1 protein-coding gene is annotated in these 437 nt (G+C 76.9%); it reads right to left on the bottom strand.

Translation table 11 applies throughout. The features are described from left to right. Window positions 1-425, bottom strand: a 425-nt coding sequence (locus ACFV2J_RS34660) for a KR domain-containing protein (RefSeq protein WP_385442399.1), incomplete at its 3' end; no start/stop codon positions are given. Between the last annotated feature and the right edge of the window lie 12 nt (window positions 426-437).

Here is a 437-nt window from a genome sequence, read left to right as displayed (position 1 = left end):
AGCACACCCGCGGCATGGAACACCGCCTCGACCGGATACCGGGACAACAGACCCGCGACCGCCTCCACATCACCCGTGTCACACGCCTCCACCACGACCCGCGCACCCAACTGCTCGAGCTCCTCGACCAGTTCGGCCGCGCCGGGGGCGTCGATCCCGCGGCGGCTGGTGAGGACGAGTTCACTCGCGCCGCGTCCCACCAGCCAACGGGCCACCCGTGCGCCGAGTGCTCCGGTGCCGCCGGTGAGCAGCACGCGGCGGGGCGCGTTCCATCCGCTGCCCGCGTCGGCCGGGGTGGCGGCGTGGGTGAGGCGCCGGGCGAAGGCGGCGGTGCCGCGTACGGCGACCTGGTCCTCGCCGGCGTCGGCGACGACGGCGGCGAGGACGGCCAGGGCGCCGCGGGGCGGGCGGGCCCGTAGCTGCACCAGCCCCCCCCC

The sequence above is a fragment of the Streptomyces sp. NPDC059668 genome (genome assembly GCF_042734135.1).
In the GTDB taxonomy this organism is placed as follows: Bacteria; Actinomycetota; Actinomycetes; order Streptomycetales; family Streptomycetaceae; genus Streptomyces.
This window is presented reverse-complemented; position numbering and strand designations above follow the sequence as displayed.